This window comes from Halobacterium rubrum, from assembly GCF_021729015.1.
Lineage (GTDB): Archaea > Halobacteriota > Halobacteria > Halobacteriales > Halobacteriaceae > Halobacterium > Halobacterium rubrum.
Genome location: NZ_JAJQQZ010000005.1, coordinates 47,417 through 73,985 on the forward strand (window position 1 = coordinate 47,417; position 26,569 = coordinate 73,985).

General features: G+C 63.7%; 35 protein-coding genes and 1 tRNA gene. 35 read left to right on the forward strand and 1 reads right to left on the reverse strand.

The features are described from left to right. Window positions 1-114: 114 nt before the first annotated feature. From LT971_RS15600 to LT971_RS15610, 3 genes are read left to right on the forward strand one after another with little or no spacing between them, the layout of a single operon-like run. Complete coding sequence (locus LT971_RS15600; protein ID WP_237007874.1) at window positions 115-2,217, forward strand: VirB4 family type IV secretion system protein; 2,103 nt, start codon at window positions 115-117, stop codon at window positions 2,215-2,217. Further along, a complete protein-coding gene (locus tag LT971_RS15605) occupies window positions 2,217-3,785 on the forward strand; it encodes a DUF8128 domain-containing protein (protein WP_237007875.1) in 1,569 nt (522 codons plus the stop codon). Before LT971_RS15600 ends, LT971_RS15605 begins: the two co-directional genes overlap by 1 nt. After that, a complete protein-coding gene (locus LT971_RS15610; RefSeq protein WP_237007876.1) occupies window positions 3,786-7,985 on the forward strand; it encodes a TraM recognition domain-containing protein in 4,200 nt (1,399 codons plus the stop codon). Window positions 7,986-8,009: 24 nt separating this feature from the next. Here the strand turns inward: LT971_RS15610 and LT971_RS15615 are convergent, their stop codons facing one another. Further along, entirely contained in the window at window positions 8,010-8,759 is a 750-nt protein-coding gene (locus LT971_RS15615) for a hypothetical protein (RefSeq protein WP_237007877.1), read from the reverse strand. 868 nt (window positions 8,760-9,627) lie between these two features. On the opposite strand from LT971_RS15615, the gene LT971_RS15620 reads away from it, so the two are divergent. The 32 genes from LT971_RS15620 (at window position 9,628) to LT971_RS15775 (ending at window position 26,492) form a co-directional block, all read left to right on the forward strand. Further along, complete coding sequence (locus LT971_RS15620) at window positions 9,628-10,341, forward strand: hypothetical protein (protein WP_237007878.1); 714 nt, start codon at window positions 9,628-9,630, stop codon at window positions 10,339-10,341. 1 nt (window position 10,342) lies between these two features. Beyond that, the gene (locus LT971_RS15625; RefSeq protein WP_237007879.1) at window positions 10,343-10,840 is read left to right on the forward strand and encodes a hypothetical protein; all 498 of its coding nucleotides are present in this window, start codon (window positions 10,343-10,345) and stop codon (window positions 10,838-10,840) included. Window positions 10,841-10,972: 132 nt separating this feature from the next. Then, window positions 10,973-11,659: a hypothetical protein gene (locus tag LT971_RS15630; RefSeq protein ID WP_237007880.1), complete on the forward strand. Its 687-nt coding sequence runs from the start codon at window positions 10,973-10,975 to the stop codon at window positions 11,657-11,659. Window positions 11,660-11,730: 71 nt separating this feature from the next. Beyond that, complete coding sequence (locus tag LT971_RS15635; RefSeq protein WP_237007881.1) at window positions 11,731-12,105, forward strand: hypothetical protein; 375 nt, start codon at window positions 11,731-11,733, stop codon at window positions 12,103-12,105. 2 nt (window positions 12,106-12,107) lie between these two features. Then, window positions 12,108-12,971, forward strand: a complete 864-nt coding sequence (locus LT971_RS15640) for a hypothetical protein (RefSeq protein ID WP_237007882.1) — start codon at window positions 12,108-12,110, stop codon at window positions 12,969-12,971. A gap of 343 nt (window positions 12,972-13,314) precedes the next feature. After that, window positions 13,315-13,542, forward strand: a complete 228-nt coding sequence (locus LT971_RS15645) for a hypothetical protein (RefSeq protein ID WP_237007883.1) — start codon at window positions 13,315-13,317, stop codon at window positions 13,540-13,542. Between the two features lie 201 nt (window positions 13,543-13,743). After that, window positions 13,744-14,076, forward strand: coding sequence for a hypothetical protein (locus LT971_RS15650; protein WP_237007884.1), 333 nt, complete (start codon window positions 13,744-13,746; stop codon window positions 14,074-14,076). Continuing rightward, window positions 14,069-14,269, forward strand: coding sequence for a hypothetical protein (locus LT971_RS15655; protein WP_237007885.1), 201 nt, complete (start codon window positions 14,069-14,071; stop codon window positions 14,267-14,269). The genes LT971_RS15650 and LT971_RS15655 overlap by 8 nt, the downstream gene beginning before the upstream one ends. Continuing rightward, window positions 14,262-14,831: a hypothetical protein gene (locus LT971_RS15660; protein WP_237007886.1), complete on the forward strand. Its 570-nt coding sequence runs from the start codon at window positions 14,262-14,264 to the stop codon at window positions 14,829-14,831. Before LT971_RS15655 ends, LT971_RS15660 begins: the two co-directional genes overlap by 8 nt. Window positions 14,832-15,093: 262 nt before the next feature. Then, on the forward strand, window positions 15,094-16,032 hold the full coding sequence (locus LT971_RS15665) for a hypothetical protein (protein ID WP_237007887.1): 939 nt from the start codon (window positions 15,094-15,096) through the stop codon (window positions 16,030-16,032). Between the two features lie 74 nt (window positions 16,033-16,106). After that, window positions 16,107-16,847, forward strand: coding sequence for a hypothetical protein (locus tag LT971_RS15670; RefSeq protein WP_237007888.1), 741 nt, complete (start codon window positions 16,107-16,109; stop codon window positions 16,845-16,847). Beyond that, the gene (locus LT971_RS15675) at window positions 16,844-17,137 is read left to right on the forward strand and encodes a hypothetical protein (protein ID WP_237007889.1); all 294 of its coding nucleotides are present in this window, start codon (window positions 16,844-16,846) and stop codon (window positions 17,135-17,137) included. The genes LT971_RS15670 and LT971_RS15675 overlap by 4 nt, the downstream gene beginning before the upstream one ends. Window positions 17,138-17,347: 210 nt before the next feature. Beyond that, a complete protein-coding gene (locus LT971_RS15680) occupies window positions 17,348-17,665 on the forward strand; it encodes a hypothetical protein (protein ID WP_237007890.1) in 318 nt (105 codons plus the stop codon). Further along, entirely contained in the window at window positions 17,662-18,156 is a 495-nt protein-coding gene (locus LT971_RS15685) for a hypothetical protein (RefSeq protein ID WP_237007891.1), read from the forward strand. Before LT971_RS15680 ends, LT971_RS15685 begins: the two co-directional genes overlap by 4 nt. After that, window positions 18,156-18,347 (forward strand): TFIIB-type zinc ribbon-containing protein, encoded by a 192-nt coding sequence (locus tag LT971_RS15690; protein WP_237007892.1) that lies wholly within the window; start codon window positions 18,156-18,158, stop codon window positions 18,345-18,347. The genes LT971_RS15685 and LT971_RS15690 overlap by 1 nt, the downstream gene beginning before the upstream one ends. A gap of 4 nt (window positions 18,348-18,351) precedes the next feature. After that, window positions 18,352-18,612 carry a hypothetical protein gene (locus LT971_RS15695; protein ID WP_237007893.1) on the forward strand — a complete coding sequence of 87 codons (261 nt, stop codon included), beginning with the start codon at window positions 18,352-18,354 and terminating at the stop codon, window positions 18,610-18,612. Next, window positions 18,609-18,830: a hypothetical protein gene (locus LT971_RS15700; RefSeq protein ID WP_237007894.1), complete on the forward strand. Its 222-nt coding sequence runs from the start codon at window positions 18,609-18,611 to the stop codon at window positions 18,828-18,830. The genes LT971_RS15695 and LT971_RS15700 overlap by 4 nt, the downstream gene beginning before the upstream one ends. Further along, entirely contained in the window at window positions 18,823-19,113 is a 291-nt protein-coding gene (locus tag LT971_RS15705) for a hypothetical protein (protein ID WP_237007895.1), read from the forward strand. The genes LT971_RS15700 and LT971_RS15705 overlap by 8 nt, the downstream gene beginning before the upstream one ends. 467 nt (window positions 19,114-19,580) lie before the next feature. Further along, window positions 19,581-19,922, forward strand: coding sequence for a hypothetical protein (locus LT971_RS15710; protein ID WP_237007896.1), 342 nt, complete (start codon window positions 19,581-19,583; stop codon window positions 19,920-19,922). A gap of 136 nt (window positions 19,923-20,058) precedes the next feature. Continuing rightward, complete coding sequence (locus LT971_RS15715) at window positions 20,059-20,937, forward strand: DUF6884 domain-containing protein (protein WP_237007897.1); 879 nt, start codon at window positions 20,059-20,061, stop codon at window positions 20,935-20,937. A gap of 215 nt (window positions 20,938-21,152) precedes the next feature. Further along, window positions 21,153-21,653 (forward strand): hypothetical protein, encoded by a 501-nt coding sequence (locus LT971_RS15720; protein WP_237007898.1) that lies wholly within the window; start codon window positions 21,153-21,155, stop codon window positions 21,651-21,653. Window positions 21,654-21,707: 54 nt separating this feature from the next. After that, window positions 21,708-22,058: a hypothetical protein gene (locus tag LT971_RS15725; RefSeq protein ID WP_237007899.1), complete on the forward strand. Its 351-nt coding sequence runs from the start codon at window positions 21,708-21,710 to the stop codon at window positions 22,056-22,058. A 95-nt stretch (window positions 22,059-22,153) separates the two neighbouring features. Beyond that, window positions 22,154-22,504, forward strand: a complete 351-nt coding sequence (locus tag LT971_RS15730; RefSeq protein WP_237007900.1) for a hypothetical protein — start codon at window positions 22,154-22,156, stop codon at window positions 22,502-22,504. A 222-nt stretch (window positions 22,505-22,726) separates the two neighbouring features. After that, a complete protein-coding gene (locus LT971_RS15735) occupies window positions 22,727-22,999 on the forward strand; it encodes a hypothetical protein (protein WP_237007901.1) in 273 nt (90 codons plus the stop codon). Between the two features lie 40 nt (window positions 23,000-23,039). Next, window positions 23,040-23,486 (forward strand): hypothetical protein, encoded by a 447-nt coding sequence (locus LT971_RS15740; protein ID WP_237007902.1) that lies wholly within the window; start codon window positions 23,040-23,042, stop codon window positions 23,484-23,486. Between the two features lie 69 nt (window positions 23,487-23,555). Next, window positions 23,556-24,065 carry a hypothetical protein gene (locus tag LT971_RS15745; RefSeq protein WP_237007903.1) on the forward strand — a complete coding sequence of 170 codons (510 nt, stop codon included), beginning with the start codon at window positions 23,556-23,558 and terminating at the stop codon, window positions 24,063-24,065. Window positions 24,066-24,117: 52 nt separating this feature from the next. Then, window positions 24,118-24,250: transfer RNA gene (locus LT971_RS15750), tRNA-Cys, on the forward strand. Window positions 24,251-24,399: 149 nt separating this feature from the next. Beyond that, window positions 24,400-24,672 (forward strand): hypothetical protein, encoded by a 273-nt coding sequence (locus LT971_RS15755; RefSeq protein WP_237007904.1) that lies wholly within the window; start codon window positions 24,400-24,402, stop codon window positions 24,670-24,672. After that, a complete protein-coding gene (locus LT971_RS15760) occupies window positions 24,669-25,229 on the forward strand; it encodes a hypothetical protein (RefSeq protein ID WP_237007905.1) in 561 nt (186 codons plus the stop codon). The genes LT971_RS15755 and LT971_RS15760 overlap by 4 nt, the downstream gene beginning before the upstream one ends. A gap of 68 nt (window positions 25,230-25,297) precedes the next feature. Next, window positions 25,298-25,924: a hypothetical protein gene (locus LT971_RS15765; RefSeq protein WP_237007906.1), complete on the forward strand. Its 627-nt coding sequence runs from the start codon at window positions 25,298-25,300 to the stop codon at window positions 25,922-25,924. Continuing rightward, a complete protein-coding gene (locus tag LT971_RS15770; RefSeq protein ID WP_237007907.1) occupies window positions 25,921-26,253 on the forward strand; it encodes a hypothetical protein in 333 nt (110 codons plus the stop codon). Before LT971_RS15765 ends, LT971_RS15770 begins: the two co-directional genes overlap by 4 nt. Further along, a complete protein-coding gene (locus LT971_RS15775; protein WP_237007908.1) occupies window positions 26,253-26,492 on the forward strand; it encodes a hypothetical protein in 240 nt (79 codons plus the stop codon). The genes LT971_RS15770 and LT971_RS15775 overlap by 1 nt, the downstream gene beginning before the upstream one ends. Window positions 26,493-26,569: the final 77 nt, after the last annotated feature.

The following is a 26,569-nucleotide window of genomic DNA, read 5'->3' on the forward strand; positions in this document are numbered from 1 at the left end:
ATCTTCGGGGCGCTACCCGGTGTCGAACCAGTCACCGGTCCGACTCCGCTTCCGGCTGTCGCGATTCTCGGTGCCGTCCTCGCCGGAGCCATCGTGATCCAGGGCTACAGATGGGTGAGCGGTCCTAGCCCCGATGGAGACGAAGAAGTCCGGGAAGCGACGCTATCGGGGATGCTCCAGGAGGAAAACCGTCGGAGTGGTGCAGAGGCGGAGGCTGGCTCTACTCTCGGAGAGGAGGTGGGGCCGGGGGACACGAACGCCGGCGCCGGGGAAACGTTCGCGGACATTTCCGAGGACCACAACGACCTGATGGCGGCCGCCGGCGTCGACGAAAGTCTCCGTCACGTCGAAATGGCGGGCGAGTACGTCAAAGTCCTCCACGTCCAGGGGAGCAGAGACGAGCCGACTGACGGGTTCCTCAGCCCCCTCTGGGAGCTCACCGACGCCCGGTTCGACTTTACGGCATACGTCAACGAGAAGAACCAAAACCGCGCTCGAGAGAACCTCCGCGACCGCGCCGACGACCTGCGAGTCGACGCGGATTCGGAAGACTCGTCGCGAGCGTACCACCTCCAGAAGGAGGCAGACTGGGCCCAACAGGTCCACGAAGCGGCCGAGAGTGGAACCACCGTGTTCGACCTCTCTGTCTGGGTCACAGTCCGTGGTGACTCGCTGGAGGAACTCGAGGAGAACGAGCGGAAGGTTCGGAAGGCACTGCGAGAGTACCCGGCATCGGTCGTCCCGAAAACCCCCATCGGGAAGCAACTCCCCGCGCTTCAGAGCGCGGCGCCGCTCGGACAGGACGAGCTCGGTGAGCGCGACCCGAAATACTACAATCTGCAGGCGATGGCGGGTGGCATCGGCGCGATGCTCGGGTCGCCCACGAACCCGACGTTCACCGAATCGTCTGGTATCGAAGTCGGGAAGCACAAGTCGACTCAGACACCGGTCATCGTCGACCCGACCGAGCGTGAGAACGGCCATGCGTGGTTCGTGATTGCGGACGTCGGCTCCGGGAAGTCCGTCAACGGGAAGACGGTGTTCCAGCGGCTCATCACGCAACGTCAGGACACGCAGGGTGTCGTCCTAGAACCGCTAGGAAACTGGAAGGGGACAGCCGATGCGCTCGATGCTGAGCACGTCGTGATCGGCGGCGATAAGGGCATCAACCCGATGGAGATTCGGCCGACTCCCGAGCGAGTCCGTCGGAACATGGCCGCCGGTGAGACACCGCTCGCCAGTAAGAAGGAGGGCGTCATCTCGTTCTTCAAGAACTTCTTTGCGATGCGGGGGCTGGACAACCAGTTCGCGGAACGCCGGGCCGTGTTCGAGAGTAGTGTCGCTGACGCCTATGACGCAGCCGGAATCACCGAGGAGTTAGACACCCACGGTCGGGACAGCCCTACGATTCAGGGCGAACTCCGGGAGGCGCTCAGAGACCGCGAGCAGAATCCCCACGACTACGCGGAGTCCGAAAATCGTGCGGAGAAGCTCAAAGACGACTCGTCGTGGCTGCTCAGTAACCTCAAGCCGTTCATGGAGGACGGCCAGTACGAGAACCTTGGCCGCGAGAGCGAAATCGACCTCCACGGCAGCGAGACCGTGTATCTCGATCTCGGTCAGTCAGAAGGCGAGGTCTCAGAGAAGGCCGCCCTCACGATGCAGTTGCTCGTGCTGGAGGTCTACGAGATGGCAAAGCAGACGGACGACTGGCTGGTGTTCGCGATGGACGAGTTCAGGTACATCCTGCGGGACGCCGCGAACCTCGAGTTCATGGAGACGCTGTTCCGTCACCACCGCCACCAAGGCATCATCCCGATTCTGATGACGCAGACTGTCGACGAGTTCCTCGAGCATCGTGAATCCGAGGCCATCCTGGACCAGTGTACGATCAAGCAATTCCTGGCTCTGGACGGGATGGACAAGGAAATTGCCGAGGAGTTCCGCCTGAACAGCGCCCAGGCGAAGTTCGTCGGGCAGGAAGCGGAACCGGGCAGCGAATCGCTGGGGTACGCTGACTCGCTACTCGGCATCGACGGAGACTGGAGGCAGGTCGAAGTCCACACGCTCCCAGAAGAACACAAGGTCGTCGACCGCGAGGACGATGCAGACGAGCCGCTACCAGGCGAAGAGCCCACGGACGTCGGTACAGCCTCGCAGCGCGACGACCGAGCGGCCACGGTAGAGACCGACGGCGGCCGGGAGGTGTCCGACTGATGGCGGACCTCGGCAGTGGTGATGTTCGCGAGAAACTGGTGGGCTTGTTCACGGACAAGACCGCAGCGTATCCGGCACGAGAGCTCACCGGCGAGGACTACGAGGCGTATCAGACGGCTATCTCGGAGTTCCAGGCCGACGATGGACCGCTCCTGAACGTCCGGCCGCCCCGGGAAAACGACCATATCAACGCTGGTATCGACCTCTTGGAGACGATTCACCAGCCGAACGCCGAGCGGGTTGGTGTTCCATCGAACCTGCTGACTCAGCTTGTGGGGTTAGACCGGCTGGCCGGCATCCAGACGAACCCCGAAACCCATGCTCACGAAATTTGGTATGAGGATTCGAAGGTTCAGTTCTTCTACCGCCCGCAGTCCGACATTTCCGGCGACCAGTTCCGGCGCCAGATACGGAACAGCTACAAGAATGCCGACGTCAGTGAGTCGGCCAAGCCGTTCCCGGATCTCTACGAGGGGGACTACGTCGCGGCTGCCACTCTGGACCTGAAACGGCCTTTCTACTACCCCATCAAGAGCGAGCTGACCACCAACCACGGTGGCGAGGAGTTCGAACGCGACCCGTACGCGGACATCACCTCCGACATGGTCGTCGAGGAAGACACCACCTCGGACGGCCACCGCGTCACCGGCGACGAATGTACGGTGATGATCCAGACGCTGTTCGAGGCCGCTCGCGACGTCTGGAGTAAGCAACGCCCTTGGGGGAAAGACGTCGACACAGTCGCCCATCAGGTCAAAGAGGGGCGGCTTAAGGGGAACATGGTCAAAGGCTACCGGATGCAGGATTCGGGGTCGAAGGACAAGACCGCGGCCAAGATCATCGAGAAGCAGCGGGGGATGAAAGGCTACTACGCGACCGTTCGCGTCGTCGGGTTCAGTCCCTACAAAGAGATTGCAGAGCGGCGTGTCCGGACCATCGCGACGGACATGGAGAAATACTACAACTCGTTCACGGAACAAGGCCTTGAGCCGTCTCGAGTCCCTCCCAAGGACATCGTCGACGTACTGTCGTCGACGGTGAAGCGAGAACACTCCATCGGCGTTACCGACCGGTACTCGGGGGACAAGTTCCTCCAGCCTGTCGCCGCCTTGGGTGGCCTCGCTCACCTCCCGAACGCTGACATCAACACGCCTGCAGTCGATTGGGCGAAGCAAGAATCCGGCGCAGGGGTGCCGGCCGACTCCACCCAGTTCGAGGAAATCAAGCACGGCGACGAGGAGGACGACAGCCGCCGGGCCTGGAAGACTGCGAACGAGGGTGGCAACCGGCCGGAGCATATGTCCGGAACCACACCGCCAGGCACTGACTCCCGTGACAACAACGGCGAGCAAGAGAACGACGTCGACGGAGACGGCGCCGACGGAGATGGCGACGAGGCGAGTGACGACCAGGCCTTCGGCGGGGACAACGCCATCGAGGAGAACCAGGGAGAAGGAGAGGTCGACGACGAGGATTCGGTGTCAGAAGCCGACGATACCAGTGAGGACGACGACTGGATGCAGCCGGAAACGCCGCCGAAAGACTCGCCCCGGCGGGGAGGCCGATAGATGAGGCTGAGAGACAAGCTCGGGTTTGGCGGCGGCTCAGAAGACGAACTCGCGATGGTTTCGCTCACCGAGGACGAGCTCGCGGACCTCCGGGGCCGAGTGAACGAACTGAGTCTCGAGATCAAGGGAAAGCGGTTCCCCGCAGAGGTGAACCGGACAGCTAGCCAGAAGGTCGAGCAGATCGCGCACTCGGCGGCGGAAGTCACATCGGCCGAGCTTCCATACCCTGACCCGGCGCAAAATCCCCGGACAGAAGACCTCGCTGCCGCTCTGAACAACCTCGCCGGGTCACTCGTTCCGGAGGTAGTTCGTGACTCGGTCTCCGAGCGGGAAGTTGAGCAGTTCCAGCACCACGTCGACGATACTCTCGCTCTCGTTCGGGACGCAGAGGAGCTGGACCACGTCATCCACGAGTTCGACGTCATCACGAAGTATCAAAAGGACCTCCAGGCGGACGCCGAACGCACTGACCTAGACCGCGACGAAGTTCCCCCTGGGGACCGGGAAGACATCTACGCGGGCCCTCGTGTTCGCGAGAAGTTCGACAAAGCAGCGGAGAACCCCGACTGTCCGCTCTGGGTCGGGACCGGGACTCGTACCGGCCGAGACGCGAGCATCGAGAAACACCACCTGCGCCGCCACCAGGGCGTCTTCGGGATCACTGGCCACGGCAAGAGTACGTACCTGACGAACGCAGCGTACCAACTCGCACGTGCCGGCAGCGGCCTCTGCTTCATCGACCCGAAGGGTGACGACTCCGAGCGCCTCATGGAAATCCTCCCGGAAGACCGGATAGACGATGTCGTCTGGCTGGAACCCGGGGGAAGCCACGAGTACATCTCCGGCTTCAACTTCATCAACGTCGGTCTAGACCCCGACGACCCGAACTTCGACACTGCGCTCTCGGCGCTCATCGAGGACCTCGTCGCCCTGCTCGGCGCAGGCGACTACTGGGGGCCCCGGATGGACCGCGTGTTCCGCACGCTCGTTCGCGCCATGAACGAGTACAACCGCCGGTTCCCCGAGAAGCGAGACCTCAATCTGGTGGACCTGTATTATGTCTTGAAGTCCCCAGAGTCCCGCCACGAGTTCCACTACCGAATCAAGTCCGCGGGCATCCACTTCGTCGAGGATTATCTTGAGGACATCGCTGAATTCGACGACGGCGATCTGGAGCCGCTCCTTGGTCGGTTCCAGCAGTGGGTTCAGGACCGCATGGCCCGCCGGATGATTGGCTTCCGGGACTCCGACGTGAACATCCAGAAGGTCGTGGAGGAGGGCAAAATCCTCATCGTCCGGATGGGCGGCCAGCCGAAGGAGCTCAAGCGGATGCTCGGCATGGCGGTCCTCCGGCGTATCTGGTCGACCATCCGCTCGCGTGCCGAAATGGACGAGTGGGAGCGCGACCAGTTCTACACCTTTGTCGACGAGTTCGACAACATCGCGAAGACGGGCGAGGCGATCCCGACGATGCTCTCCGAGTCTCGGAGTCTTGGGATGGGGCTGACCTTCTGTTGTCAGTACCCGAGCCAACTCCCCGAGGACATCGTGGACGCCATGATGGTGAACTGCGACACGATGCTGTCGTTCAACCCCGGTTCGAAAAAACAGGCGCGTATCATCGGGCCGAAAATCGGGAAGGACTCACAGCCGCTGTTGGACGAGTCGCCATTCCACCTCTGGATGCGTATTACTATCGACGAGACGAACGAACGCAGCGACCCATTCCGGGTCTACACGCACCCACCATATCCCCCGCGTCGGGGTCGCGAGGAGCGCGACGCCGAAATCATGCGGAGTCTCGAGAAGTACGGGAAGCCGGAACCCACGGACTCCGAGGAGAAACGCGCCCTACTCTACAACAGGGGGAACGGCCCCTGGGAGTCCGGTCTCGGGAGAGACCTCGTCCAGGCGATTTCCGAAGGGGAAGACCCCCTTATCGAGATCGCGAAACAGGAGCTTCGGCAGGCCTACCAAGACGGCGAGCTCGTCACTGGCGAACCAAATTTGAGCACGTCGAAGGGGGACGAGGCCAGCCCTTCCCAGTCACAGTCTCTGTCTGCAACGGGAGCTGGAGGCGAGGACGAGCCGACTGATGCAGAGCGCCTCGCAGAGGACTACCAGACGGACATCTTCGAGTCTATCTGGGCAGCGCGTTTGCAGGCCGGGCTCGAGCCCGGTGAGACCGTGCCCTACGAGGCAGCGGAGCAAGAGATCGAGCGTCGTCTCGGCGACACTGGCTACCTCTCGCAACTCTCAAACGCCATCGAGAAGCTACCAGGCGACCACGTCATCCGGGAACGGAACGATGGAGAGCTCCACCTTGGCCTGACCGCGCGTGGTCGAGGCGAAGTGACGCACCAAGACACCGGTAGTTCCGGGTCTGGCGGTGGCGAAGACCATCGGTGGGTCCTCAGTCAGGTGTTCGTCGCGTTCACGCGCCTTGGCTACCTCACCACCCTCCCCGAGCAGGAAGGTGAGGAACAGCCAGACGGACTCTCGAAAGCCCCGATTGACGTCACCGACGTCGACGACGACCTCTCACCGAACGAGATGATGGCGGCGATGGAGGACCGCCGAGAGGAACTTCGAGAGGAGTATCCCGGCGTCTGGAATCTCGCCGGCGCCGACAACGTCAGCATCGAGGCTGAAACGAGCACGTTCACGTACCCGTTCCAGACGTTCCGGAACCTCGGGAAAGCGATGGAGAGCGGCGACCTCTGTGTGTTCGCGACGAAAGACGGCCGCGCAGATCATGGAGACTTCGGCCACTACGGCCGGCGCCTTGAACAGGTCCTCTATGACACGACCGGCCCCCTCCGTGGCGGCAACAAGACCATCCACCACGACCGGTTGACGCTGATGAAGCACCGCGACGACCAGGACCGAGAGCGGTTCTATACGCAGGGGTCACACTACAAGGTCGACGACGGGTCGAAGGCCTTGCGGCCGCGGCGTGACGACCAGTACGATTCGACGGCTTGGTATCGGGACCCCGGAACCGACGAAATCGTCGCGTGCTACTCGAAGTCCGGGTCCATCCCCGGAGATGGGGAGTTCGCCCGGTTCGAGGACGTCGACGACGTCGTCGACAACGGCCGGACGAGTGTGCCGGCGTACTACGAGTACGACCAGTCCGACGGCGAGTACGTCGTCTACACGGCTGAGGGCGACAAGAATTTCTACCCATCCGAGGAAGAACTCGAGGACGAATGGGAGCGGTTCAACAAGCCGTACATCCCGGAGGCCGACCTGCCTGAGATGCCCTCGGAGGACGACTTCCTCATCGTCATCTTCCCCGACGACGATAACCCTCAGTACGATCAACCGCAGGTCTACGAAGGCGGAGAAACCACGCCGCTGTTCGAGTACACCGATGTCAACCTGGACATGCCCGAGCTCGGCGAGACAGCCGCGCCGACAAGGGGCGACAACCAGGACGCGGAGGACCCGCCCGAGGCGGCCGAGTCCACGGAGGTCGAGGAACCCACCGACGGTCAGTCGATGGACGTCGTAGAGAATCGGCTCTCGCCGGGGGCGCTGTCCGCGAAGACGATGGTCGACGAGGACCTCTGCGCGGACATCCTCCAGGGGACGTACAAGCCGCGGAGAGAGCACCGCGAAGGCCTCCGGAAGGCCCTCAAGGCACTCCGCCCCCAGGATGCGTCATCCGAGGACCTGCCTCCCGTGTTCAACGAGCCGTGGTTCAAGCGAGAGGAGGCAATGAACAGTCCGGCAGCCCCTTCCGCTGACGCCGCCGACACCGACGAAGTCGGTCCGGATAGCGACGAGGAAGACACCACGAGTGCCGACCAGAGTGACAGTAGTGAGGAGCCCGCAGCGGACACGGGCAACGAAACTTCCCCGACCACGACCGAGTCGCTTGAGGATAGCGACGCAGGCCCTGGAGTGTCGCTCGCTGAAGCTCGTGCGGTCGCTGGGGAGGAAGAACACACTCCGAAGCATCGAGACTCCTTGGACGAAGTCGTCGACCCTGGGTCTACACCCCGGGAGAGACACCAGGCGGAGACAGATGCGGATACGCCTGAGGAGACAACCGGTTCCGAGGCACCGTCGCGCCCGACAGAGGAAGACACCATCGACGAGGACCAGAAGCAGGCTGCAGGTGCAGCGACCGAGGACGAGACGGAAGAGGACCAGTCTGGCGCTGAGGACTCGTTCTTCGAACGCTACAACTAGGGGACGACCCGGGGTGGCGTGACCCTACTCTCCAGTTGCTCCAGACGGCCCCGAAGTCGAGCGGTCTGCTTGTGTCCCGGATGCTCCCTCTGCAGTCTGAAGAGTGTCAAGGACCCCTGCTCGGAGTGCCTGCTTCTGGTCGTCGTCGAGGTCGCTGCCGAGTTGGTCCAGGTCTACACCCAGGACTTCGGAGAGTGCCTGGTCGTGGCGTGGAAGTGCCTTCAGGACAGCATTGAGCTTGTCCGCGAACTCGGAGTCGAGTGCGCCGCGGTCGCGATCTTCGAAGCGCGACAGGGTCTCGTTGACCGACTGGACGGACTCCGCGACGTCCGCGATGTTTTGCTGAAGGGCCTCCACTTCGGCCTCAAGTTCGGCCATCTGGTCTGCGGTTTCCGCGGTTCCTTCCTCCGTCGCCTGTCCGGGCGCACCCCCGAACCTGACTCGGCTTTTCGCTTCGTCCAGCACCTCGACTCCACGCTCTGTGAGCTCGGCTGACTTGGGTCCAAATCGTCCGTTCTCAAGAGACGCACTGTGGATGCGAAGTAGCCCGAGGCCTTCCTCGCCGAACCCCCGATAGTCGTCTGGGTCGGCACCCATTCGGTACTTGATTTCGGACCGAGATAGGTTGGTCGCGCTCCGGATGGAAGTGCTGTTCGCAGCGACTTCTCCCGGGTCGGTTTCCTCGTAGGCGTCCGGGTCCGCATTGATCGCTCGGACGGCTTCGAGGAACTCTATGTCTTTGTGTTCTAAATCTGGTAGTTCGGCGTCGGTCATGTACTCACTCCGGGTATCTCCCAACAGATACCCCGTTAACGGATACGGTGACACCGAAGTGCAAAAAAGATACCGCCTAAGCAGCTATTAGGCAGAGAAGCTAACTCTATATACAGCGAAGACACCTACAGTTCACCCCGTCTGTTAACAGCTACCCTATCAGTTCTCTACCGAGCCCCCATAGCTTCCAGCAGCTATCAGTTTGACACCCTACGTTCACCCCATCTGTTTACAGCTACCTCATCCAGAAGCTATGCTTCACCCCGTCTGTTCGCAGATACGTCGACACCTGCCACAATAATAGCTCGTAACCCCCCCGCTAACAACTTGGATACGCTCATCTGGGGGTCGGGTGTGCTATAGCTGAGTGTCGGATATGGTGTGCGCTCTGTCTGGGGTCGAGGTGTCGTGATACTGGGTTGAACTATCACTATGTATCGAGATTGTGAGGGGTCGAGTGTGCTGAAGCCCCCCGGACAGTACTGACGACGTCGACGACCGCTCGAGGATTCGACGTCGAACCCAGCTTGACGAACACTGACTGTCCAACTCGAAACGCTCGAACACGGGGTCGAATATAGCTACGACAACTCGGGGTTCAGATAGTGTAGAGAGGAGGGCCCAGTGTGTGTCGCGTCGACGACGCTATCACTACCGAGCGAAGGAGGACCCTCGAGCTCGAATCGGGGCGGTGTGGCAGGTCGGGGAGGAGGCTTTTTGCGTTAGTTTTAGGGTGCAGCAAAGCCGTAGTGGGGGATAGATACTGATGACGCGGTCTGCCGAGACCTCACTAACAGGATTCATTCCTCGCGTTGAGGCCCAAACCGCCCACGAACGCTTTGTTGAAGCCGTCAGTCCCGAGTCAGTGATGCTCCCCATCACCCACGCTCGTCGACTCGCGAACCAGGGGGAGACAGCGTCGACGTGGGCCGGCCAAGGAGTCGCGGTTATCACGACCACGACGATAGCGGACGATAAGCTGGCGCGGCTGGGCCACGAGTCCGAGTTAGAGATTGTCGAGAGGTTCCGCCCGGACTACCACGTTCCAACGGACTACGCGGTCTATGGAGACGACCCACTGTCGAAGCAGCGCGAGCAGGCGACAGCGTGCGCTCAAGGGACACGGTGGATGGCGGACCGTGTGCCCGACGAGACAACGGTCGTGCCGCTCATCAAGGGGAGTACGCCCAACATCCGGGCCATCACCGAGCGAGCAGCCGCAGACCTCGGGGTGGACATCGTCGCGTTCTACGGCGGCCAGTATGAGACGACACCGTGGACGCGTCGGAAGGCGACACTGAATCAGGACCTCCGTGGAATCCAGCGGGAGACCGCAGGGCTGCCCGTGGTCGTCATCGGCGCCACCGGGCCGTGGACGCTCTTGGATATGCCCGGGAACGTCCAGGGGGTTGCTGGCCTGCGACGATGGCGGGAGGCAGTGACGCCACGGTCGACGTCGGCCAGCGAGATGCAGACTACCTATCGTTCGGTAGTTGAGGGCGTGAAGAGTTATCTTGGTGCGTCGAGCGACGGCGGCGGAATATCGAGGGGCGGCGGCGTATCAGCGAACGGGGGTCCGTAAGATGGGGGGTGGTGACTCCCGGCCGCACCCCGACCCCAGTCCGCAGTACGAGTCGCGGGATGCGGACGACCAGGAGGGAGGAGGGACGGCAGGCGAGCACGGCGACGCAGGGAATCCTGACGGGACGACGCTGCCCGAGTTCGAGAGGGCGAGCGAGGCGGGGGCAGGGTCTGGGTACGGCGGGAGTGACTCGGACGGTCGAGATGGCGCGAGCTCGGCGCGTGAGGAGCGCGAGGGTCGCGAGGGTGCAGACCCTTCGGCGGGTCGCGGGAGCGGCCAGGGGTTCTCGCTGGGGCTGTCTCGTGACGACGGGCCGGAAGACGCCGCAAGGGTGTTCGCGGCACGTTCGACGGCACGCGTTGGCCGAGACGCAATCAGGCAGGCAGAGGAGGCGGAGGAGGACGTCGAGGAAGACATCCGAGAGGTGAGCGAGGAGATCGCGCGAGCCACCTTGCAGTACGTCGCTGGAGAAGACGAGGAGGAGGACGGCCAGCGGTAGGCCACGCGGTTCCGGCGGCGGGGCGGTTTCTCGGGAGTGTGGTGAGCAGAGGTAGGTGTCCGCCGGTTCAAATACCCGGCGATTTAGTATGCAAAAGCTTAATACAGTCTGGTCCCTTCTACCGAGTGTACGATGGCACTACTCCAGACCGCGCTCACTGACGGCGGAGTCGTGACGAAGACCGACGCAGACGACGACCTCCCGCCAGCCCCGGCGACGGTCGAGGACCCGACCGACGACCAGCAGCGGATGCTCGCGGACCGTGCCCGGGAGTACGCCCGCCAGGAACTCGCGGACTCTCGATTCTTCGACGCCTTCGACGTCGACGACATCCGGTGGACGGTGTCGACGAACAGCCAGCGGACGCGGACGGCTGCGACTGCAGAGGTCGAGTTTGAGGATGGCGAGGTGACAGACCGCGCGGTGTCGCTGACGTGGCGGGCATACGCAGCATGGGGGTGGGGCGAGAAGTTCGAGGGCGCGGTCCTCCACGAGCTCGCGCATCATGTGGACTACACCCGGCGCGGCATCAGCAAGCACGATGTGCGTTTTGAGTTGTACGCTGACGCACTGGGAGCGGACATCCGCGCGCCGGAGTTCTACGACGACCACCGGCTTCGGGTGTTCTGTGGCAAGGGCTGTGAGGACGGCCGCGAGAAGGCAAGCGCACTGGTGAAGGGGCCCGGCGACCGGAAGTGTCGGAAACACGGCGCGACGTTCACGGTCGAGCACGTCGAGAGCGGGCGGACGTGGGAGGCGAACGGCGGGTACGAGGAGGCGCGTGCGGCCATCGAGGCGGCGGCAGACGTGGAGTGGTAGGTTTACAATACACCCGGCGCTATCGTATGCAAAAAGCTTAAGTCAATCCGGTTACTTGGGTTAATCGTACGATGGCCCAAGCCGAGACCACCACCCCGAAAACGTACAGCGCGATGGACCCCCGCGACTTCAGCGACCACGATAATGAGGAGGTCCGCCGCGGCACCGTTCGCAAGGACACCGCGAAGAAGATTCTCCGCAACGGCTGGATAGAGTCCGCCGAGTGCGACGGCCAGTACACGGACGATTACAAGCGCGACGCCGCCCGCAACTTCGGCAAAGGCCCGCGGACGGCCGAGGCGGTCCTCGATGCCTGCGACCCGGTCGACCCCCGGAACTGCTGGGTGACCGAGTACGAGGACGGCAGCCTGGAGCTCGAACTGCACTGGAGCTTCCAAGACTACACCGTCGAACTGGACACGGACGCCGTCACCTTCGAGTTCTAGCGATGCCGCCACAGACCAGTCTCACCGCATACGAGGACGGCGAGCAGCCAGCACCGGCGGCCGACCAGGCCGTCGACGTCGAGCCGCCGACCGCGGAGGCTGACCCCGAATCGGTCCGGGATGCGCTGCTGGACGTCGACCCGGGCCAGCCGGTCACTATCGCCGGCGACACCTACCACGTCGCCCGGCCGAAGACCGGCGCGATGCGCGTTATGGCTGGCAACCCGGCCATCACGTTCGAGGACGGCGGGACGCTCGCGGTCGGTCCGGCCAGCCAGGGCGTCGCGTGGGAGCAGGACATTCCCGAGACGGGCGAGGTCGCGGCGGCCGACATCACCGAGTACCGGCAGGTGATCGTCCGCGAGCGGCCGGCCCTTCCGGACCTCGGGGACGGGGTCGTCGCGATGACGAACGAGCGGGCGTGTCCTGACTGTGGCGAGCGCGGACTCGTCTTCGAGGATGACAACGTCCAGGAAGCGCGAGGGCGGGCGGAGACCGTCCCCGAGGACGTAGTGGAACTCCGTATCTGCAGCGCGTGTGACCAGCCGGTCGCGGTGCATCGGACACCGTCGCGAGCGTCGACGGCGACCGTACAGACGCGGTCTGTCTCGGGGTCCGTGGACGAGGTGGAGCTTTCAGGGCTGTATCTGCGGTACGATACGGACATCGGCCCCGTGCGGCGGGAGTCGTGGGCGTATCGTGGCCTCTGGACGGCCGAGGAGGTGGCGGCGCTCGTGAACGCGCGACTCTCGGGGGAGGAAGTGTGGGGGTTCGCGTCGGTGGAGGGCGCTGGGGAGCGCGTCGTGTGGAACGACGACCAGCCGTTTTCAGTGGAGGTGAGTTTCTCCCGGGTCGACGGCGCGTAGGCGGAGAGAGCCGCGGCTAGGGAGCGTGAGAGGCTTGGACCGGCCGGGTATCCCCGACCGGCGACCCAACCCAAAAGTCCAGTTGATAATATCGGGGTCGAGGGCTTATGTGTTGTGTCGGGTAGGTTGACGTGACAGCTTTCCGATAGGTTTAAGGCCCCCTGGCACATACGAATAGATGGGTCGAATGACCCAACCCGAAAGTCCACCGTCGTGGCTGAAGGAGTGGGCCACCGTCCTCGCGAAGCTGGGGACGTTCGGCCTCTTCGTCCTTCAGGCCGCCAAACTGGCGGCATAGGCTGGGGTGATAACCCCGAGCCGCCCCGAGAGGGGTCTTTCCAAGGTGGGCAAATCCATCAAACAGGCCAGAATGAACGCACACACCACGAACACAGAGCGCGTCCGGCGAGCAGGTGACATCCTCTGGCTACCGACGGCGCTCAGTCTCTGGTTTGTCCAGCCGAAGCTCGCGAGCGCCGGCGTCGAGGCGGTCGGCCTCGCGATCCACGCAATCGCGGCCTGTTTCATCGTAGTGTCCGCGGTGATGGACCTGCGGGACCTCCTGGAGTAGCCACGGAACCCACCCCGCAGGACGGGTTTTCCTTCGCTGTAGCGCCAGCTCGTAGCGACAGCATCAACGCCACTCCACCGCGCCCGTAGTGGGACCCCTCCGAGTCGGTCGTCCGGCTCCGCGCCCTTCTCCAATATACCCGGCCCTATTGTATGCAAAAACCTTAAGTCAACCCGGTCCCTTGTATCGAGTAGACGCAAGATGGCACGTTCAAACACCGCCGACGCCCCAAGCACTGCCGACGAACTAGAAGCCGAAATCCCCGGGTTCGACGTCGCCTCCTTCGCGACCATCCGCGACGGAGCCATTATGGCCGACCTATACGCGACCCCCGACGACGTCGACGGCCAGCTCATCGTCGCCTACGAGGGCGTGTTCACGCCCGGCGAGGTCGAGGCCCACACGGTGAAAGCCCAAGTCGAGGGTACGTACACGGAGGTCGCCGGTCGAGGGGAGGACCTGGACGCCAGCGAAGTCGTCGACGTGGCCGCCAACTATGCCGCGGACCTCCCGTGGGTGAACGGCAATGAGTAAGCCCACGCACACGGTCGACGTCTACACCATGAGCGGCATCAAGACGTACAGCGGCGTCACGCACGCCGACACGGAGTGGGGAGACACCAACACCGTCATCCTACACATCACCGGGGAAGACGAACCGAAGAAGGTCGAAGGAGCGGGTGTCTGCATCCAGGGATTCCTGCCGGAGGGTTCCGACGATGAGTGAAGCCACCGGGCGGCAGACCGGGCTCGGCACGTTCGATTCCCGCGACGAGGGGTCGGAACACCGGGAGGGAGCGAACGGGAAGATGGACGAGATTCTCTCGATGGACGACGCGGTCGACGAGCTCGCCCCGGTTCAGGTGATGGACGTCTGGGTCCGCGGGAAGCTGATGCGGGACATCGTCGAGCAGTACGAGGAGGAAGCGAAGTTCGACGCGGGCCCGACCAACCCGATGGCGCGGGCGGAGGACGCCGAGGCGGCGCTCAGTGCAGGCGCGAACCCGTACGGGCGGTTGGCCGGCGCGGGCGACGGGAACGACCCAGACCCGATACTCGCGCGGAAACACGCGGCGCGACTGCGGGAGCGGAGTCACCAGGAGAACGTCGAGGCGTTGTTCGATGACCTGACGCGGGACGGGGCGGAGGTCTCGGAGGCTCTCGTCGAGCTTGCTCGGAAGAAGGTGAAGTCCGCGCTATCGGGGTGCGGGATGCCGCGTATCAACGTGCAGCGGGACGCAGTCCAGTATTACCGGGAGAACCCGGAGGCTCTGGCAGTAGAGGAGTAAGGCGAGCTCGCGGCTGACTGGACGGTGGCTTTTTGCTGGCAGCCTCTGTAGTGACGGGTGACCGGTCGTTCGGGGGCAGCAATGATCCCTCCTTGCAGGGTGCTGAGTGCCCCAGGAATGACCGAGCCGGGTACTGCCGATTCTCCCGTCGTTTGGTGGTGATAGTCGCGCGCTCGCTAGTCACTCCCGTTCCTATACACCCGGCGCGCCTGTATGCAAAAGCCTTAAGTCAATCCGGTCCCTTGTATCGAGTAGACGCACGATGGCACACCCCAAGACCACCACCGTCGACAGCGACAACCTGCTCACCCCCAACGGCGAAACGCACCTCAACGACGTGACACCGGAGGCCTGGGCGGTCGAGGAGTACGAACCGAACAACCAATCGAAGAGTCTCAGCGCGACCCTCCTACGCGACGATGGCGCGACCATCACTATCGGTTCCCTCGCCGTCGCTGCCGACCGTCTGGAAGGGCACAGCGGCCAGAACACAGTCATCGTCCACCGAGTTGAGTATATGGGCCCCCAGACCGGCACCTCCGAGCTCGCAGGGGCCGAAGACGGCTACGACGTGGAGCAGGCCGCTCAGGCAGCAATCGAACATGCGAAGGACCACGCAGAGACGGCGCTCTGTGATGACGAGGACCTCCGGCGGCGGTTCTACCTCCTTCTGGGGGACCGCTTTGGTGAGACCATCGAACAGCAGCAGCGGAGCTTTGAGCAGGGCGGCCACGACCTCGGCCCTGTTGGGGCGCTCTACGAAACCGATGACCTCCCCGTGGAATCCGACGCGGACCTCTATGACGCGGCACGCCGCCTGGGGTCGAACGCCATGACTGTCCTGAACGACGACCCGTGGAACTACGAGTTCCTGACGACGGAACGCGGAACGACGGTCGGGCTCAAGGACACATTCAACGACGAAGTGGTCGGCCGAACGGCCGATGCCACGGTCAACCAGTTCATTGACGCCGGTCTCTGCCACGAGAATGCGTTTACGCAGGTCGTGCTGGCGCAACTCGGCGAGCGGTACGGCGACCGGTTCGTGGAGAAGGCCGAGGAACTGGAGGACCAGCGCGGGTGGTTCGTCATTGCCGTGGCCCGGAACCACGGGGTCGAGAACAACGTCGAACGGAATCGCGTGGGTACGGTGGTAGAGGCGGTGGCCGAGGAGGTGTTCTCGGAGCTTCAGGCAGAGTAACACCACCCAATCTTTCCGGCGTTCTCGTATGCAAAACTGTTAAGTGAACGGGGTCCTTTGTCTCAGGTAGGCCGATGCCAACCGATACCGACCACACCAACCCGGACCCCACGACCATCGAAGACGGCGACCCCATCGAAGTCCGGTACGCGAGCGTATACGGCAAAAACGAGCAAATTCTCACCGGGACCGTCGACCACGTCGACCCACTCGAAAGCCGTGGGGAGACCGCCTCCGTGACGGTCTACGTCCGCCCCGACGACGAAGACGTCGACGAGGCCACCAACCGCGTCGAGTTCGACAACATGAGCGGCGGCTGGAAAGGGTACTCTGTCGAGACTCGCCACAACGGCGGCTGGAACCGAATCAGCCGCGTCCTTGCCATCAAGGGCTGGAGTGTTTCCCCGAAGAATGGGAGCGACGACGACGGCGAGCAGGGCAGCCAGGAGACGGCACACGAGCGGCCGAACGACGAGACGGAGGTGGCGACGGACGGAGGAACTACGGGCGTTGCGGAGGAGGCCAGCGGCATCACTGAGGCGATGATCCCAGACGACGACCACGACGGCGAGACACAGACCACGGCAATTCAACTGACGCGCCGGTATCGGCGCGGCGTGACCGTGAGCGTTGAGGGCCCGACCCCGATTTCTGCGGCGGACCTTGAGCGGATTGCGGAACAGGTCACGGATGCCGTCGACGTCAGCGCCGCGCCGGACCTCGCGAACGGGGAACGGGTGGCGAGCGCCACTGTCGGGACTGTCGAGTATCTGGCTTCTGGCGAGCTCGTCGACGTCGAGGTGGAGGACGCGTGACCGACCAGGACACCGCAGCCGCGGCCGGGACGACGCGGGCGGCCAGCGATGGGGAGACGCGGTCCGGCAGCCGAGGGCCGGCGCTCCATCAGCCCCAGGGTCTGTCGGTCGGGATGGAACTGGAGTACCGTGGCGACCCGGAGAAGGTGGACCACACGGAGATGGCGATAGTCGGGATGGCGGTCGAGGACGACACGGTCGTTCTCTCCTTCCCCGGGGACGACCAGGACACGCCGGCCCCGATGGGGAGGTTCTGGTCGCTCTTCCCGAACTGGGAAGTCGTGGAGTAGCGAGCCCGCCGGGTTCTGGGTTCGTCGCGACGGCCGAACCTCTCCCCTAACTAACCGGCGTGTTCGTGTGCAAAACTGTTAAGTGGGTGGGGTCCCTTGTATCAAGTAGACCGATGCCAACCGATACCGACCGACCACACCCGAACACCACGACCACCCCAGCGAACGGCGCGGACGCTCCCAACGCGGTCGAGACGGAGGGGGGCAGCAATGCTCAGTAACGACCCGGGGAATAGCCCTGACCCGCGGGAGGAAGGCCAAAGGGAGTTGGTTCCCGTCCTGAAAGAATACGGGTTCAGTCCCGCAGGGCCTACCAACTGGGCACTACGAGACACCGTCGCCGTCAGTGTCCATTCCGACATGGTGGGGGGTAGTGTCCACACTGTCGAGGTCTACGCCGCAACCGAGGACGGACTGGTAGACCCTTCCAATCTGCTCGGATTTGCACAGAACAGCTCCCACGACCAGGCCATTCGTGACGCGCTCGATGAAGCCGGCGTCGAACCGGTGGACGGTGACCAGTCGTGACTGACGCAGACGCCGACAGGCCGGAGTTGACCGGCGCAGCAGCGGAAGTCTACGACCTCATCGCGCACAAGGAGCCAGTTCACAGCGACACGATCTTCGAGGAAATCCCGTCGTACCCCCGGGACGAGATGTCCCGGAGTCTCGAGGACCTGAAGCGGGACGGTCTGGTCGAGGAGGTCGAGGAGCCGATTCCGGAACTCGATGGCGCCACGCGGACGCTCGTCGCCACCGAGGGCTACGAACCGCAGTTCGACGAGGAGACGGGGGACAGTGCCGAGGCCGAACAGTCACCCGAGCAGGAAGACGACGAGGTAGTCCACCAGGCCGAGGTCACTGACCAGTCGCTAGCTGTGGTTCGGAGAGCCCTCCGTAACCAGCAGCACAAGGCTGCGACCAGCGAGGAGTACGATGCGCTCGAGACCGCGTTGGAGGAGCTCCCCGAGGAGACGCTGGCGAGCTCGGAGGAGTTCGCGAAGGGGGTGCTACCCTAATGGCGAGCGAGCAGTCCACGGCAGGTACGAATGTTGGCGACAGTGAAGAGAAGCACTGCCCGGACTGCGGTTCGGAAAACATCCGCCACGAACGCGAGCACGGCGACACCATCTGCATCGACTGTGGATGGTTCACAGAGCAAGGAGGTCCGAACGAGGCTGTGGACTGGGGTGAGATTCATGCGGAGTGAGGCAGTGGACAACGAGGAGTCGCTGGAGGGAAAGGGAGTGGGCCGTGCAATCCATCGGTTCCGCCGATGGTTGGGCTACAAGATTCTGCCCGGTACGGACGCCGAACACGCCGCCCAAGCCCGGTTCATGGCACAGGGAGAACTCGAGCGTGCGTACAGGGAGATCGACGAGCCGGCGTTCGGAGAGGCGTACCGGGCTCTTAGCCGGTACGTCCCTGTCCCGCCGCACTGGGAGCGGGAGAACGACGAGGTGAGCGACGCGTGAGGATTCTCCCAGGCTCTTCGCTTCGAGACGAGGCTAGAGAACGGTTTGCCCTGACTACGCGAGTCCGGTTCCGGCTGGCGAGCGCGGTCATGGCGGTCGCGTACTGGGTCACGCCGCCCGGACATACGGAGGTCACTCAGCAGCACGAGGCGCGACGAATCGCGGAACGTCACGGACTGACCGTCGAGGAGGGCGGGGAGGTCTACGACCGTGAGTGACGACGTCGATGGTGGCTGCGGCTGGAGCGAGCTCGAGTCTGCGGTTCGCGGTCCGCGTCCCGACATGTTTCCGCACGTCGACGCCGATTGTATCGGTCAGTTCCAGTGGGATGATGCCGAGGAGCAGCGTGTCATAGAAACGTTAGCAGGGTTGCCGGCTGTCAGCACAGATGGATGGGAAGGACTATCGATTCCTCAGGACAACGGTATTCCGAACTCCAAGAAAAGAGCGACCAATGCTAAGACGATACCGACTAGTCCCGCGATACGGGCTATCGTTTGACGTTCCATGACAACGTCCTATATTCTTATCTGATAGTAAAACCACGAGTACTGTTTCAGAGCCGGAAACTCCCGACGTATGTGGCTCGTTCTATGACACGCTGGGCTCCAATAGATTATTCACCCATGAACTGCGCAATTCCCGTGTATGCCCTCCATTGCCGGCCTGATACGCAACTTGAGCAGAGATGATATCGTGAGTATCGTAGTTATTGGCATAACTGTCGCGGTGTTCGCCTGGTATCAAACCAACATGACCGGGATACAACGAATGACCAACGCTGTTATCGCTCTACTCGTAAGTGTTGGCTGTGCGACGGCTGTGACCGTAGTTCTGAAGAAACTGAATCCCATCTGGTATTCCTCGTGACGGTATACAATCAACAACCCAAATTGCTTGAGACTGATTCTATGACACGCTTGAGGAGTGCTACATCTGCATCGTCTGCAGGGACCGGAGGCGATTCTATGAGTGGTGAGCAGGTCGAGGAGGCGAGCAGTACGAACAGCCAGGTCTCGGTGATCGAGGAGCCCCCCATCCCGACCTCGGTCGAGCGCGCGGCGGAGTTCCAGGCCGACCACCCGTCGTTCGACGAGCTCGATGAGCCGCTCCACCCTGACAAACTGTACGAGCGGTACGTCGAGGTCCTGGTGTCGACGCACGAGTGGCGGGTGTACGAGGTTCGGATTCACGGCTTCGAGAACGAGGTCTACATTTGGAATCATCAGGCGGGCCACGGAATCCGATTCACCGATTGCGACGGGTCGTTCCAGTCGTTCGTGCAGGCGATGGCGCTGCTTGAGGAGTAGCGGCCCGAGGGAACAGCCAGGGTGAGGCAGCATTTTCTTCGGTGGTTGGACGTCGCCGACCGCCGTCGCTATACTCCCGGCATTTTGGTATGCAAAAGTATTAAGTAAACTCGGTCCCTTACGTTGAGATAGACCAATGACCGATGCCACCAACGCGAACGACGGCGCTCGCGAACACGAACTCCCGAACGGCGACCTGGCAGTCGCCCACCTCTGGGTGGGGGCCACGAAGGCGACGACCGTCGACGCCGAGGACCGCCCGCTCTACGAACTCCTCTGCGACATCATCCCCACGGACGAGGTCCCCGACCTGATGCCGGCGCACATCGCGCGAACCTGCGACGACCTCGTCGACGCCCGCGACACCCTCGGCGACGTCACCCGCGGCAGCGTGGACCTCGACGGCGGCTGCTACGGTATGGGCTACTGCCGGACGGCGAAAGCGGCCATCGTCGAGCACCGCGACCGCGACCCGCTGACGCTGGTGGCCGTTGGGTGCTCGTCCTCGAAACACCACGTCGACGACCCGGTCCCCGCCGCCGACCTCTACAAGCACTCCTACTGGTCGTGCAAGCGGGACTACGGCGAGACCATCGGCGACGAGTACCGGATTCTCTCCGCGAAGCACGACATCCTCCACCCGGAGCGGGAGATCGACTACTACGACCGGAGCGTCGACGACCTGGAGGGCATCCCCGTTGACCGTTCGGGGCGGCTTCCTGACGGTCGAGAGGTTCAGACGCTCCTAGACGAGTGGGCGCTCCGCGTCTACAACGGCCTTCAGACGTGGATTCACGAAGCCGCCGGCGGTGTCGACGCGCAGGACGTGGAACTGGAGGTCCTCCTGGGTCGGAACTACCGGTCGCGGCTGGAGGACCGCGGCGTGTTCGATGCGCTGCGGGGCCCCGGCGGTGTCTCGGTGTCGTTCCCCTTCCAGGAAGTCGAGCAGGCCCAGGGTGGCAACGGCAACCAGATGGGGTGGATGACTGACGAGGTGGACCGCGTCGAGGCGTAGCGCGCCCACCAGAGGTTTCGGACGGTCGAGGGGAGTCATGGTTCTATTTCTGCCGGCGTGGTGATCGTGGCGAGCTCGTCGATCCTCGAGCACGGCCGCGCCCGTAGTGGGAGGGGTGGGCAGTCGCTGGGTGTTGCCTCCGCCCACCCCCACAATACCGGCGTTCCTGTATGCAAAACACTTAAGTCGATGTGGTCCCTTCGCCAAAACAGACGATGGCACCAGAAAGCGAGACCCAAGACCGAAGCCCAACCGGAGCAGCGTCCCCCCAAGTCGGGGCGAGCGTCGACGAGCGCACGCACTACGCTCACGCTCGGTACGCTGCGGCCGACAACCAGGGCGTTGTCTTCTTCGACCCTCGAGACGGCCGCGAGAGATTCAACCTGGAGAGTTCCAGCGACCAGCTTGAACGGATGGACGACCGGGTGATGACGAGCGCCGCCATCAAGCCGTTTCGCCCGGCTGACTTTGGCGAGCCAGCCGACCGGTACGTGGTGAAGCTCAACTACGCCGAGCTCGAGCTGTTCCCAGTCGGCGACGAATGTACTCCGCCGCAGGTGTGGCCGAAGTCGCTCGGTGAATCGGAGGTCGTCGACGGCCTGGAGGAAGCGCGCGAGTACCTCCGTGAGCATGTCGAGGGCTACGAGGAAGCGCCGCGGCGGGATGCAATCGCCGAACGGCGGAGTGACATCAGCGTCAGCTTCGAGGACTCATAGCGATGCCTACGGCCCAGATGGACTTCTCAGGCGGCAGCCAGCGAGGGAAGAACGGTGAGTGAGGCCGACGTGAACGGGCCGGCCGGGTTCGAGCCCGCACCAGAGGTCGACGCGCCGACGCCCGTTTCCGCCGAGGAGGAGTTGGCGAACTGCGCGGGGCCGGACGCGTCGATTCCCGACGTGCTGTTCCCAGAGGAGCACGTCGCGGAACTCGGGGACTATACGGTGGTTCGGGCGGGCGTGAAGTGCCCGAGTTGCGGCGGGTGTCTGTTCTACCATCCGAAGTCCATCCGACCGCGGAACACCGTGTCGTGTTTCCAGTGTCAGTGGGCGGGGTACTCGGTGGCTTGGTGGGAGGATACTCGGCTCTCATCCTACGGTGACGACGTCGACGGCGACGAGTAGCCCGTCGAGGCCCGGGCACGCCCGCTACTCCACAATTCCGGCGTTTCTGTATGCAACACGCTTAAGTCGGTGTGGCCCCTTCCACCATACACACCATGACGGATGCCAGTGAGACGGACGGGATTCTCGCGGAGACGTGGGTCGACGTCGAGAACGAGCACGGTACGCGGAACGCCGACCTTCGAGATGCCTGGGAGGGCGAAGGCTTCGAACTGGTATCCGGGGCCCCGGCGGTAGAGATCGAGAACGAGGAGCCTCTGGCGGCCGAGTTGTTCGTGATGTCTGTCACGCCCGAGTGGCTAGCTAGCGCCGATGGGAGTATGTCCTACTCGTCGACGCTCTTTCAGAGCTACGAGCGGCGGCTTCATAGGGCGCAGAAGGGCGAGGTGCTGCGGCAGCATCGGAGTGGACAGACCGCGACACTCCAGGCGTTCGCCGAGGGGTAACCGCTCAGTTCTGGGGGGACCGAAGGGCGTCGACGTCGTCGAGGCCCCGGCTGTTGTCAGCGGAGTTGTTCTGAGGGAGCTCGTGATCGACGACGGCCTGCCGCGCCCGTAATGGGACCACGGTCGGCCGTGGGAGCGCGCCCCGACAGTAGCAATATACCCGGCGTTACTGTATGCAAAAGCCTTAAGTCAATTCGGTCCCTTGTATCGAGTAGACGCACGATGGCACGACAGAAGCCCTACAACGACCTCGAAGCCGACCAAGAACTGACGATTACCTACGAGCGCCGACGCCACAACCGCAAGTACGAGGAGGACCCCGAGCGCGAGCTCGAAGTCGAAATTCAGGACATCTGCGAGCGCACCGGTTCGGTAACCCTCGCCAGCGAGGACGAGGAATTTCGCGTTCACGCCGATGGCGAGGTCTACGGGCGAGCGAAGGTGAGTGACGCTCGCCGCGTTCTCGTCGGCTTCGACGCCTCGTTCGCTACCTAACTGCCCGCGTTTAAACCTGAGACCGGAGAACCAAGCCACCATGAGCGACACACCGGTAACCGATGCGCGGTCCGCGAACCTCCCGGACCTCCCTTCGGGCTGGCAAGTCACGACCAGGACCGCGACCCACGTCGCGTGCTATTCTTCAGACACCGGGCGAGCCGTCGCGATCTTCCCGACCGGTTCAGGGAACAGCGGCGGTCGAGGATGGAGCGCCCTGGGACTATCGGGGTACGGCCCCGACTGTCCGCGGCTGGCGCGGAGGGCGGCGTTCGAGGACGCCGCCGCGGCCGCGGTCGAGGAGATGGCCGCAGTCAACCAGGGCAACCCCACGACGGCCGAGGACGTCGCCGAGCAGGATAGAGAGGAGACGGTTGCGGCCGGCAAGCAGCCCGCCGGGGCAGTCGACGAGGATCAGGACGAGCGTGGAGGGGTGAAGGAGGCGGACCAGGCGACACTATCCGTGTGGGGTTCGTCGTCAGAATAGCCCGGTTCTAATGTACCGGCGTTTTTGTATGCAAAAGTGTTAAGTGTAGCTGGTCCTTTGCTTTAGTCGATGGCACGTTCCCCAACACTACCCCATCGAGGGACAGCACAGGGAGACAAGACCGGAATCCCCGCGCCGCCCGCACTCGCAGGGTTCCAACACGAGAGCCCGACCAAAGTCGAACTCGGCGGCGCGACCCGGACGCTCACCCACTGGCTGACCCCACAAGCGGCCGTCGACGCGCTGCGAGAGATGCACGCCGATAGCGACCACGTCGACGTCGAGGCCGTCCAGGAACGCGTCCAGACGCTCCCGGAGACCTCGCGCGTCAGTATCGGCGGGACGCCGACCCCCGTGATGTACGTGTGGACGCGGTCGCCATCGCGTCTACAGCGGCTCGCTGGAACCGCGACCGACGGTCGAACCGTCGACATCGAGTCGGTCCCTCCGGAGACGCCGGCGGGCTGCGGCGAGCCCGTTCCATCAGAAACGGCCGCGCGGAGGCTTCGGCGGCTTCTGCCCTGGACCTCCGGCGACTATCGACTCTGCCGGGTGGCGTGGGCCGCCGTGATGGAGTAGGACAGGACGGAGACACCATCAATCGACGACAGACGCTAGCCGGCACTCACGCGGGGCAGTAGCTCAGTCCGGCAGAGCATTAGGCGGTGGCTGCAGGGGTTGTCCCCTGATTCCGTCGACGCGGGGACGCCCGCGGAAGACTACTGCGACCGCCTTGAGCGCGGGTTCAAATCCCGCTTGCCCCACTTTTCACTTGTTAGCGAGCTCGTGAGCTACTGGAATCGACGGGGTCGACGCCGGCTCGTGATCGTGGCATTCGCCAGGCACTAGAAACCCGGCGTTTCTGTATGCAAAAGGCTTAAGTGCAACCGGTCCCTTACGACAAGATGGAACGATGGCACAACGACAACCCGCACCCCAAGACCGAACGATGCTCGCGACCGGCAACTACGACCCCGTCGACGACCTCCCGCGACTCGCGGAAGCCACAGTCGTCTGTCCACCCTGCGGCGACACGGACGTCGTCAGTCAGCCGGCCCACGACCTCAAGCCCGGCCGTGAAGCGAAGTGCAAGAACTGCGGCCACACCGGGCGCGTCAAGACGAATCAGTACGGCCGCGTGGAGTGGATTCAGGGCTTCAACTTCGCGGACGGTCAGGGTGAGTGAAGATGGGCGAGCAACTCATTCTCGGCGCGTACAGCCCGCTCTCGGAGGAGGCTCCCGAACTCCTGGGCAAAGAGAGTATGGTGGGACCGTGGAGTCTCACGATTCGCACGGCGGACTATATGGACCTTGGAGAGGCCCACGTCAACCGAGAGGCTATCGGACTCGTTCTCGGAGAAGCCCCAGAGCTCTTCGAGGACGTCGAGGACGGCGCGGAGATCCGGATGCCTTCGGAGAAGGTGCTACTGACGCGGGCGCGCTCCCGAGCTCGCTACGAGGGGAACGGTGTCCTCGAGCCCGGGTCCGCGGAGGCCGAGGAGTCGATGTACCAGTGCTACCGCGATTCAACCGCACAGCTCACGCTCCGGTGGGAGAACGTCGAGGGTGCCGTTCGCCTGCTACTGAACGGCGACGAGTACGACCCCGAGGACTTTTCGCTAGTCGACCTGGGGCATCTGGGGTTCGTGTTAGTCCGGTGGTCGGGACCGGGCGAGCAGGCGGACCCAGAGGCTAGCCGGCCCGCGGCGGCGCTGATTGCTCCGGACCGGAAGCCAGCCTAACAGCAGTCAAATATACCCGGCGGTATTGTGTGCAAAAGGTTTATGTGCGTGCCGTCCTTTACCCATAGATGGAAGCAGAAATGGCACGTTCCACCCCCTCCCCCGACGACTCCGAACAGACGGCGACCTACGACACCGGCACCCTCCCGGTTTCCGACGACGTCGAGGGCCGCGAGCGCAAGGCTCGCGCCGAGCATATGGTCGTGGTCCCCCAGTTCGACAAGTGGGGCGACACCTTCGAGACCTACGAAGTGACCACCGAGTCCGGCAGCACCTACGAGGTTGGCGCTCGCGAGGAGTGCGGGTGCCCCGACCGGATGTTCAACTCGCCCGCTGACGGCTGCAAGCACGAGCGCCGGCTCACCGACCGACTGAATGAGGGCGCTATCACGCCCCCAGATCACGACGTGACCGGCTACATCACCGAGACCGTCCCCCAGAAGGTCGACGCGTTCGCCGACGAGCTCGCAGGCCTCCGCACGGGCCTCGAGACCGCTCGCGAGGAGGACGCGAACCCGGCCGACTACGAGGAGGCCATCGGCGAGGTGGAGACGTTCATCACGACGCTTGCGGACGCCTACGCGGAGTACCGCGACAAGGTGGACGACTCGGTCCCCCCGCTTCAGGAGGCGCTTCGCACCGACACCGACCTCACTGGCATCCTGCCGGCGGCCACGGAGGCGGGCGACGAATGACGACGCTCGCCCACCCCATCGGTGGCATCGAGCGGTTCCTGGTCAGCCTCACCGCCGACCAGCGGCAGCGGTACATGGACGCTGTCGACCGGCGGCTCTCGGGGGCGCTCCCAATGGCGTTCAGCCCGGAGGCACAGCCGAGCCACGCCCGGCGGTACTTCGAGGAGACGACGACCGAGTCGCCGGACGGTATCGTGACGGTCGACGTCGAGCAGGGCGGGCAGACGGTGGCGACCCTCGCGGTGGCGACCGCGAGCGAGCAAGCGAAGCAGGCAGAGTCGACGCCGAGCGCGCACAAGCCGACGCCGGCCACGGGGGTTGGTTTCTGATGTGGGTACTGCGGCTGGAGGAGGGCGCTACGTACCTGGCGGATGCGGAGGTAGACCAGCCCGAGGACGGGGAGATTCGGACGGTGCGATACCTGGGGCCGAGCGTGAAGTACGACCCTGAGGCGCTGTCAGGACGCCCGAACGGGCCGGAGGAGAACAAGCCTGCGTACAAGTGCAAGACCGGGTACGGGAAGGTCTACGTCCGGGAGGACGACGTCGAGGAAATCGTGTGGGTGTGAGGCGGCGGTAGCCGCGCGCTGTTTTCGGTCGAGCACGCCGGCCTTACCTGTAATACCGGCGTTTTTGTATGCAAAAC